At 43.1% G+C, this 8,626-nt stretch carries 12 protein-coding genes and 1 pseudogene; 4 read left to right on the forward strand and 9 right to left on the reverse strand.

Annotated elements, in window-relative coordinates:
* Together VB775_RS25965 and VB775_RS25970 are read left to right on the forward strand one after the other, a co-directional pair.
* Window positions 1–1,256, forward strand: a pseudogene (locus VB775_RS25965) (hypothetical protein); the annotation flags it as partial.
* A 121-nt stretch (window positions 1,257–1,377) separates the two neighbouring features.
* Window positions 1,378–2,034, forward strand: coding sequence for a hypothetical protein (locus VB775_RS25970; protein WP_281009831.1), 657 nt, complete (start codon window positions 1,378–1,380; stop codon window positions 2,032–2,034).
* 178 nt (window positions 2,035–2,212) lie between these two features.
* Here the strand turns inward: VB775_RS25970 and VB775_RS25975 are convergent, their stop codons facing one another.
* From VB775_RS25975 to VB775_RS26005, 7 genes are read right to left on the reverse strand one after another with little or no spacing between them, the layout of a single operon-like run.
* A complete protein-coding gene (locus tag VB775_RS25975) occupies window positions 2,213–3,049 on the reverse strand; it encodes a ThiF family adenylyltransferase (protein WP_281009832.1) in 837 nt (278 codons plus the stop codon).
* Window positions 3,049–3,738, reverse strand: a complete 690-nt coding sequence (locus VB775_RS25980; RefSeq protein ID WP_281009834.1) for a Mov34/MPN/PAD-1 family protein — start codon at window positions 3,736–3,738, stop codon at window positions 3,049–3,051. Before VB775_RS25980 ends, VB775_RS25975 begins: the two co-directional genes overlap by 1 nt.
* Window positions 3,735–4,442, reverse strand: a complete 708-nt coding sequence (locus VB775_RS25985; RefSeq protein WP_281009835.1) for a hypothetical protein — start codon at window positions 4,440–4,442, stop codon at window positions 3,735–3,737. The genes VB775_RS25980 and VB775_RS25985 overlap by 4 nt, the downstream gene beginning before the upstream one ends.
* A 10-nt stretch (window positions 4,443–4,452) precedes the next feature.
* Window positions 4,453–5,205 (reverse strand): hypothetical protein, encoded by a 753-nt coding sequence (locus VB775_RS25990; protein ID WP_281009836.1) that lies wholly within the window; start codon window positions 5,203–5,205, stop codon window positions 4,453–4,455.
* Window position 5,206: 1 nt separating this feature from the next.
* On the reverse strand, window positions 5,207–5,458 hold the full coding sequence (locus VB775_RS25995) for a hypothetical protein (protein WP_281009837.1): 252 nt from the start codon (window positions 5,456–5,458) through the stop codon (window positions 5,207–5,209).
* Window positions 5,455–5,652, reverse strand: a complete 198-nt coding sequence (locus tag VB775_RS26000; RefSeq protein ID WP_144052548.1) for a hypothetical protein — start codon at window positions 5,650–5,652, stop codon at window positions 5,455–5,457. Before VB775_RS26000 ends, VB775_RS25995 begins: the two co-directional genes overlap by 4 nt.
* Window positions 5,653–5,663: 11 nt before the next feature.
* Window positions 5,664–5,975 (reverse strand): hypothetical protein, encoded by a 312-nt coding sequence (locus VB775_RS26005; RefSeq protein WP_281009838.1) that lies wholly within the window; start codon window positions 5,973–5,975, stop codon window positions 5,664–5,666.
* A gap of 264 nt (window positions 5,976–6,239) precedes the next feature.
* Here VB775_RS26005 and VB775_RS26010 point away from each other — a divergent pair, with 264 nt between their 5' ends.
* Both VB775_RS26010 and VB775_RS26015 read left to right on the forward strand, forming a co-directional pair.
* Window positions 6,240–6,695, forward strand: a complete 456-nt coding sequence (locus VB775_RS26010) for a helix-turn-helix domain-containing protein (RefSeq protein WP_281009839.1) — start codon at window positions 6,240–6,242, stop codon at window positions 6,693–6,695.
* The gene (locus VB775_RS26015) at window positions 6,688–7,269 is read left to right on the forward strand and encodes a PIN domain-containing protein (protein ID WP_281009840.1); all 582 of its coding nucleotides are present in this window, start codon (window positions 6,688–6,690) and stop codon (window positions 7,267–7,269) included. The genes VB775_RS26010 and VB775_RS26015 overlap by 8 nt, the downstream gene beginning before the upstream one ends.
* A 192-nt stretch (window positions 7,270–7,461) precedes the next feature.
* Here the strand turns inward: VB775_RS26015 and VB775_RS26020 are convergent, their stop codons facing one another.
* Together VB775_RS26020 and VB775_RS26025 are read right to left on the reverse strand one after the other, a co-directional pair.
* A complete protein-coding gene (locus tag VB775_RS26020) occupies window positions 7,462–7,899 on the reverse strand; it encodes a hypothetical protein (RefSeq protein WP_281009841.1) in 438 nt (145 codons plus the stop codon).
* A gap of 110 nt (window positions 7,900–8,009) precedes the next feature.
* Window positions 8,010–8,417 carry a single-stranded DNA-binding protein gene (locus VB775_RS26025; protein ID WP_281009842.1) on the reverse strand — a complete coding sequence of 136 codons (408 nt, stop codon included), beginning with the start codon at window positions 8,415–8,417 and terminating at the stop codon, window positions 8,010–8,012.
* Between the last annotated feature and the right edge of the window lie 209 nt (window positions 8,418–8,626).

Raw genomic sequence — 8,626 nt, forward strand, 5'->3', positions numbered from 1 at the left:
GAGATAATGTCCCCCGCACGGTTTGGTGTGCCGAACGTGGGATTAATTTCTGCAAAATTGATCGCTCTTCTTCGCCGATTCATCTCAAAAACACTCTCAGGAATCGCTGGGATCGCGAGGTTAGTCTCATTCGGGCGGGCTTAGGCGATTCTTTACGGCCTATTGCAGATCATGCATCTCTAGACAATCCTCACATCGATCTTTGGGCAAGTGTTGAAGCGAGAACCAATGCGGCGATGTGGGCTTTACGGGACTATTTGCTTGAGCGCCTTGTGTTTGAGGGCAATCAGGTTACGGTCGTGACCATCGGTAATGATGATTCTGGCAAGTCGATTAAGGAGGCTCTAGCTCAGACAAGGCAAGAGCGTTACCAAGCTGTCTCTAGCGCAAAAATCCTATCTCCCTCTGAACAGAAAAAATTAATCTCAAATGAGTCTCAGTCGTATCAAGATGTTTTGGATCTAGAAAAAACTGCGATCGCTAAGTTTTATTGTCTTGATACTGTATCTCCCGAACTGGTGGAATACGATCGCGAGGGGCAACGTCGCTCGGAGATTCTCAAATTGGAGGCTTTGTTTCAGTCAGATCTTGCCATTGATGCTGATGTTCGTGCTTTTGATCGTCAAGCTAAGTTTGGTATGGGTATTTTCCTGCCAGATCAGCCTTGTCATGAATTGGGACGCTATATCAGATCGGGTTTAGGTTTGAAGGAGTTACTGAATCCTGATGTTCAATACACTGATTCAGATCTGGAAAACTTGGGTAGTCTTTGTCGGCAATTTGCTACGGACATCAAAAGATACTTGGGCTTCAATGTCCCTCAAGATGCTACCAATATTTGGATTTTTCGCATTCTCTGCAATCAGCTTGGGGTCAAAATCTGTTCTAAGCGCATTCATGGCGATGAGGGCATGATTAATGTTTGTTGGCTTGATGCTGATGCTTGGCAACAGTTACAGGCGATTCTCGAAAGACGCTCCGTCTCTCGGCAACAGGTGACGACTGCTCAGCCCGTTTCTTGCGATCGCCCCCCCCTTATAACAAATGATTGTGAGGGGGCGATCGCTAACTGTCAGTTTGCGGTTTGGACTAGGCTGCTTGCCAGAGTCGCTTATCTGCGCCATTTACTGACATCGGATATTTCCTCTAAGCATCCTCTCTATAAGCTCCAAAACCATTTATCAGTCCTATTTTTCAATATCCAAGTCATGTTCACTCAAAGATTATTCTTGACTTGCTCTCACGTTATCCCGTAATTTCGTAATTATCGAGTAACTCAGATGTTTCTGTGTAAAGCTATCATATAAAAATCAGTCATTTTCGGGGGCGATATCATCTCTATGGTTTGAGGTGGGGCAATCCTTGTTTACAAATTTTATGATGGAGTCCTATATGGGTACATTGACCGATATTTTCGTTGCTCAAAAAGAGCAACGATTTGATTTTCTGCGTGAAAACTTTCCTCGGATTTTTTATAAGTATCATCAAGAGCGATTTGCTATTCAGCAAATGCAATTAAAACCTTTTACTACCTTTCTTGACTCTCAGCTTTCTAAGCCTATCGATATCAATGTCACGGCTCAATTTATCAAGAAACATCGCGCTGATGCTCAATCTTTCGTCTCTACTGCTATTAGCGAAGTCGGTAAGTTTAACAATATTCAACTTTTGGGTGGGGTTGCTCCTCGTTCAGCTAATCTTGTACGGGATTTATTCGCTGATGAAGATTCCTTGATCGCTAGTATCAGCCAAGATATTGTCATCGAAGTTATTGATTTCCTCTGCTCAGATCCTCACTATCCAATGCTTTGCGATATCTGCTTCCCCTGTACTAGTCAAGTGATTGTGGCGGCTCGTAAAAACCGAATTCCTTTATCAGTAAGAGTAATCAAACCTCCTCTAACTTTCAAATTCAATCGCCATCGCATCATTGCTTGCGCTAACTGGGATGTTCTTGTGCAATATGCTAGTGCTGATGTTGTCCTCAAGCTATGTAGTATTCCTTGGTTAGATGAAATTCCTTGCTTTGGCTAGATTGGCTATAGTCCTGAATAGCAAAGGATCTGCGGCGCTTCGCGCCGCAGATTGCTTCTTGAGTTTTAGTCTGTACTAGCTATCTCTTGCTTTCCTATACCAGATTGGCTCACCTATGAAAGAAATAAGCAGTCCGCACTGCTCTTGTTGATCTGATTAGTTCGGACTGCTTATTTCTCTATTGGGGCTTCGCTCTTAGGTATTGTTTGGGCTTGCCAATCACTGCTGCTACTTCTTCATGGGTGTTGAATCTAGACCATGCACTGCCATGTTTGCAGTTTACATAGGTAGCAAAACGGGTCAGGGTTCCGCTTAGTAAGCGTAGTAGCATGTCCAATGCTTCATCAGCGATACGGTGATTGATCGACATCGACTGAGCATTGGCGATCGCTGATTCTTCGCAGGAGAGGACTTTCTCAATTGACGCTTGATTCACCAGTAGATCTGGATGTTGCAATGCTGGTGATGGCAGGGCTGTACAAAATGTGGGTATATGAAAGGCTCCTTTCATACTTTCCACAGTGTCTCTAGATCCGAGTAGAACTTGTCCCGAATCATAATGATTGCCACAGTCCAACCAGAATGTTGTTTTTCCAGTGTCGAGAACTTTGGCAATTTCGGCTCTGGCTTCGGGATTGTCCACAGCTCCAATACAGATTGTCAGGTGTTTCCATCGTGACGTTGCCATGTCTGCTCTAAATGATGAAACTATGGCGCTGATTTCGATGCCCCATTGCCATCCATACCTTGCGGCTAATACTGATGCTTTCGGTAGTTCAAGGTCGTTGGGAGTAAAGTTTTGGCGCGGTATATTCGTTGCTTCGACCCGATCTGGATCGATGAAAGTAACTGATACTTTTTTCCCGGCTTGTTTTTGTAAATAGGCGATGCGTGGCAAGTTCACGGCTAACCATCCGCCTGTGCCGCCACAGCCGATGAGAATTAGGTCTAGTTCTTCATAGGCTGGTAGCAGGATGGGGACGGCTTCGGCAAAGGGTAATGATAGGTTTGACATTACCAATCCTCCACTAAGCAATCTGTTAATTGCGCTGGTAACTCCAAGATCCCTGTTGTTGCAGTTTCATAGAAATGACCGTAAATTCCTACTCGCATCCTGATCTGTGGGTTGGAGAAGATTTCACCCAGCACTCCATAAATCCGAAAACCTGTCTCATCTCGATTATCTGTGTCTGAGAAGTAGGCTCTCATTCCATGATGGGAATGGATTTCGATAATCGCTTTGCTGTATGTGCTGTTCGCACTGTTATCTAATGGCTTACAGGATGTGGCTGTTTGCTCTTGCTCTGGAATCGCGAGCTGCCAATTACCATTTTCAAAATATAGGTGAAATACAATTTCGACTGGACGATTATTAGTGTCGCAAGCAATGCGTGAGGCTTCGAGCATTTGCTCTACTAGCGTTACGGGGACTGCGGGGTATGTCATCTGTACAGATGCTGATATTGCCTTTAGTCCTTTGGCTTTGTAATACGACACTGGCGCGATCGCAGTCAATCCTTGCCTCTTTGCCCTGACAAATGTGCCATTACTGCCATACATATACTCATACATTGAGGTTGGGGCAATTTCAGGCAAGCTTTGATTTGTGGCGATGATGTGCTGAATTAACGGGGGATTCTGGGCGGATGGCAATACGGGATTTGTTGTGGCTACGTGCTTTTGGATATGTTCTAATAATTTCATTGGTTGATTACCATATTAATGGCTACCTTTACGGAACTGCCACATTGGACAAGATCGTTAATGGGGTAGCGGTTGGATTTCTGCAATTGGATCAGTTTTTCGCGGATGTCTTCTGGATGGGTATTGGATTTGCTATCCACAAGATGATTGTTGAATGGTGCTGTCATGAACATCTCCCATGCTTTAGCTAGTCGCTCTATTCCTTCTGCATAGCTGCTGAGGTTATTCTCAGTTCCCATACAGATCCTGCCATCTCCATAGATATTTGGTAATGGCACATGGTAAATGGGCGCTTCGGCGGCAAAGGTTTTCTGCTTAGTTGCCCAGATATAGCAAGTGTCACCGCAAAGCATAAACACGATTCCCATCATTGGAATGGTCAGGGAAATCGGCTCTCCGCTTTGATTTAAGTTGATGAAGGTAAATGTCCGTTTTGCAGGTGGCATAAACTGCACATACCATTGTCCTTGCCGACAAATCCCCAATCGTTTTACTCCATTGGGTATCCATCCTGAGTCAATGCGTTCATGTTGAAAGGCGGCTCTCACTGTTTCAGGGGATAAGAACTTGTAAGTTTCTCGTTCCCTCTGCCGATATTGAAAGCAGTAATGTCCTCCTTTCAGAAATAGGAGTTTTGCCTCTGCTTCAATTAATGGATAGCCATCGGGCTTCAGGGCATCTTGGAGTGGGTCTAGGGTTAGCATTTCTTTTTCCTCATGCGGCAAGATAGTGGTTGTGTATTTTGGGATTTGGATCTTTACATTTGTTCCAGAGCTTGACCACTTTGATACAGTTGGCGGTGTCTTGATCTAGCCATTCGATAAATTCTCGATACTTTTGCAAGATCGTTTGGGCTTCTGTGTATGCTTCTCTTAGGTTATCTATTACCTCTACTGTCCAATCAGCATCTACGATGTCATTTTCATAGGAGATATCCAGCCATAGATTGCCTGTGGACTGGGTGAGCATGTCTATGGCTGTAGGTAAAAGGGTTATTTTTCCTCTCACCTTTTTGACGGCTTGGCTTAATTTTTGGTAATTGATATAACTAACAGCATCTGGCAAGTCTTGTCCCAGTTCTCCCTCTAGGTCATTCCATGTATCGTTGTCTAATCCGTGGATCAGGCTCATCAAGAATTTCTCGGTTGCGCCTAAATCTTCAAAGTTATCGTAATACCATGAAGTACCAAGTGGCTCTACGGGAATATAGGAGATACGTTCTGATTCTGCTAGCAATAATGGCAATGGGAAGAATTGCTCATCTAATAAGGTCAGAAATTCTAGCTCTTTCTCACTATAAGTTTCAAGGCTAGCAACTTTAACACTAGCTTTTGATTGTTGATATGTGTCAGGATAGTAATACTGATACAGTTGCAGCATTGTTGCCCTTTGCTGGATTGCTTCGATGTATTCCACCGCTTTATCGGCAGTGCATGCTGCTAACCACTCGAATTTGGTTTTGTCCATCTCAAAATCCTCGGATCGTCATCGGCGCTGCGATCGGGTTGGCTTTTTTCAGGTTGTCGATTGTCCTTTGAATGCATAGACTCTGTTTTTGTAATTCTTTGCTTGTTTCGTCAAAGTCCTCTAACCCGATTTCACTTAGCTCGATTAATTGAGTCCCTTGCTGTTGGTACTTTTCAATTTCCCAGAGTATCTCTAGCAAGGGATTGATTTCTTCGGGTACTTTCATCAAACTAGCGATCGCGGTCTCGCTCATATTGCCCCTTTTGTCCCTGCGAGTTTACAGACATCCACGAGGATATCGCCGTTGGCTTGCACGGTTCTTTCAATTTTCGAGTTCTTGATTCCTTCAAAATACAGGCTGAGCGTTGCTCTAATCTGTTCATCACTACTCCCGATTTCTGGTGGTACGGGAATCGTCTGTCCTTCAATCTTGATGTTATAGTTCACTGCTGTTTCCCTCATAGTAAAGTCATCTGTTCTGGTTTTGAGGATACTAAAGATCTCTTGGTGATGGCGATCGGTTCTGGGGTTTCTTCTTCAATGGTCGGGATTTGATTTGCCAACTCACTGGCGGCATAGGCTTGGATTACCTCGGCTAAAGGTAATGGGATTGGTGCTAGTTCATTCAAACTTATAGTCCGAATTAGCGGTCTCCCCTGCTCTCGGCAAATGGAGATGATCACCATTCTCTCGTTTGAGTCTGCTTCTGGCAATATTTCAATGCACAGCTTTAGTCTGTCTTTATCTAGGTCGATTGCTGGATTGGGCATGGCTTTTTCACTATTGGAATTATGTTTTTCTCCATCAGCACGGGCGCTAGCCTTATTTAATTTTCAGTCGATTTATCTTGACCTTCGCAGTAATGTTTTTATTAAGTTTTTTGGAAGTATAAAATTATAACTATCGGTACTGCAACTTGTAAAAATAGGGCGATCGCCTTGCATAGTAATCATCATTTCGTTTATTGCGTTTAATATGTTAGACTTTGAGCAAAATTCAAGCAATCTAAATACAAAACTATCTGAGGTTGCCCGATGGTTGCCCTAACACAGTCTCTACACATTCCTACCGAGGAAGAAACCGAAATTTCTAAAGAAAGCAGCCGTATTCTTGCTTCGCATATTAGCGATGGTGTCTGTCATCTCAAAATCGTAGAAGCTGATGGCAGTGAAGAAACAGCCACAATCCCTGCGGCAGCCTATCGCCTATTTGTAGACATTTTGACCCAAATGTCCCAAGGCAATGCCGTAACGATCATCCCCATCCATGCTGAACTCACTACCCAAGAAGCCGCAGATTTAATCAATGTCTCGCGTCCCTTCCTAATCAAACAACTCGAAGAAGGCATAATTCCCTATCACAAAGTCGGCACGCATCGCCGAGTTCGCTTTACTGATTTAATGGAATATAAAACAAATATTGATGCCGCCAGAAACAAAGTTTTAGATGAGATTGTGGCGATATCTGAAGAGATAGGACTATATGACTAGCAAGTTTACAGTGATATACGATGCCTGTGTCCTTTATTCCAACTATCTTAGAGATATTCTCATTCAATTGGCGATCGCCGATCTCTTTAGAGCCAAATGGACTAACTTAATTCATGACGAATGGATTCGCAATCTCATCGAAAATCGTCCTGATTTACCAAAGGAAAAGCTAAATCAAGTCAAAGATTTGATGAATAGTCAAGTTCGAGACAGTTTAGTTACTGATTTTGAACAGCTAATTCCATCCTTAACCTTACCCGATCCTAACGATCACCATATTCTGGCGGCAGCAATTGTGGCTGAAGCTGATGTTATTGTCACCTTTAATCTAAAAGATTTTCCCGATCTGAATATCAGTCAGTATGGAATCACAGCAAAGCATCCAGATGATTTTATTGCCGATTTGATTGGCTTAAATCCTTTCAAAGTTATGGCAGCAGTTGAGACTTGTCGGCAACGCTTAAAAAAGCAACCCAAAACCAGCAATGAATACTTGGAAATTCTGTTAAAGCAGGGGCTACCACTCTCTGTGTCAATGCTAAAAGAACTCCAGAATAATCAAAATACAATGTAAAAAAAGCAAGGAAATACTATGATAACAACCTCCTCCGAAGTGCGATCGCCTATCAGCGCAATGCAGGATCTAAAGCCAATAACTCAATAACAGACATCAAAAAGACAGGTTACATCCTGACTGAATAGCTTAGATTTGACAAAAAAGTAAAACCTTCACAAGGAAGATTTTACTTTTTGTAGAGATTGCCGATTAAGCAACAAGTTGCCTGTATCTTGGTTTCACGTTAGGTTTGATGCCTACTGGAATCGGGATACGTGCTGGGAATACTCGCAGACGTTCTTCTGTAAACACTCGAAACTTGGCGGTGTGATGTCTACCGCTATTGTTGACTGTCAGGTATACTCGCTCATCCAGAATTGCTTCAATAGTCGCATCTGGTAATTCTGGGCGGGGATACAGTGGGAATATTTCCTCATGTTCTTGCAAGAATAATTCCACCATCTCAACAAAGTGTTGTTTGGTCTGTTCAATGTCAAAACTAGTAATCAATTCTAAACCACACCATTGGAAGAATGCTTTCTGCTCGATGCTGAATGAATATCTCTTGGCTTGAGCTACCCATTCGGTTCCCCGACGGGTGGTTCGAGTCGATAGCAAGCATTGATAGCCTTTGTGAGTGTAAATCATAGTTACCTTCTCTTTTTCTTAGCTGGGCAAGAGCCTTAAGCGATAGCGACTAAAAAACAAATAGAGAGAGTATTGATAGATATCTATCAATACTCTCTCTATTTATTCAACTAAAAGTCATCATCGTAAACGGTTGATTCTTGATACTCTTCGTCTTCGGCAGACTTCTTCACAACATCAATGAAGTTCAGAGATTGAGCATGAATCACTGTTCGCGCATGGTGCTTCTTATCTTTCTTGGATTTGTATTCTTCAGGCTGAGTCAGAACTCCCGTAACTTCGACAAACTTTCCAGATTCTGCTCGTTCTTCGGCATACTCCGCAGTTCCATTCCAGCAGACTACTTTGACCCAGAGTGGTTCTTGGTTGATCCAATTACCCTCTTTGTCTCGGCGAGGTTTAGGCTGTACGGCGAGGCTAAAGTCTAGTACGTCTTTACCACTGGTTTTGGTTTGACGCAATTCAGAGACGTTACCGACATAACCAGAGAGGACTACGAGATTAGTTGAATTACACATGAGTTTTTTCCTTCTATTTAGGAATCAGGTCATGGACTTCTACGCGATAGCGTATCTTCAAAAAATCTTGGGACTCAACAGGTATAGCGGTTTTCAAATGAGCGTGGTACGAGCGTCACATTCGTAAAACCAGCCAAAGAAGTCAGAATCGGAAACAGAATTGAAAGCGAGAGTGATAGCATCATAAAGCTGCTCAGTGGTTCTCGGAG

The sequence above is a fragment of the Pseudanabaena sp. CCNP1317 genome (assembly GCF_034931345.1).
In the GTDB taxonomy this organism is placed as follows: Bacteria; Cyanobacteriota; Cyanobacteriia; order Pseudanabaenales; family Pseudanabaenaceae; genus Pseudanabaena; species Pseudanabaena galeata.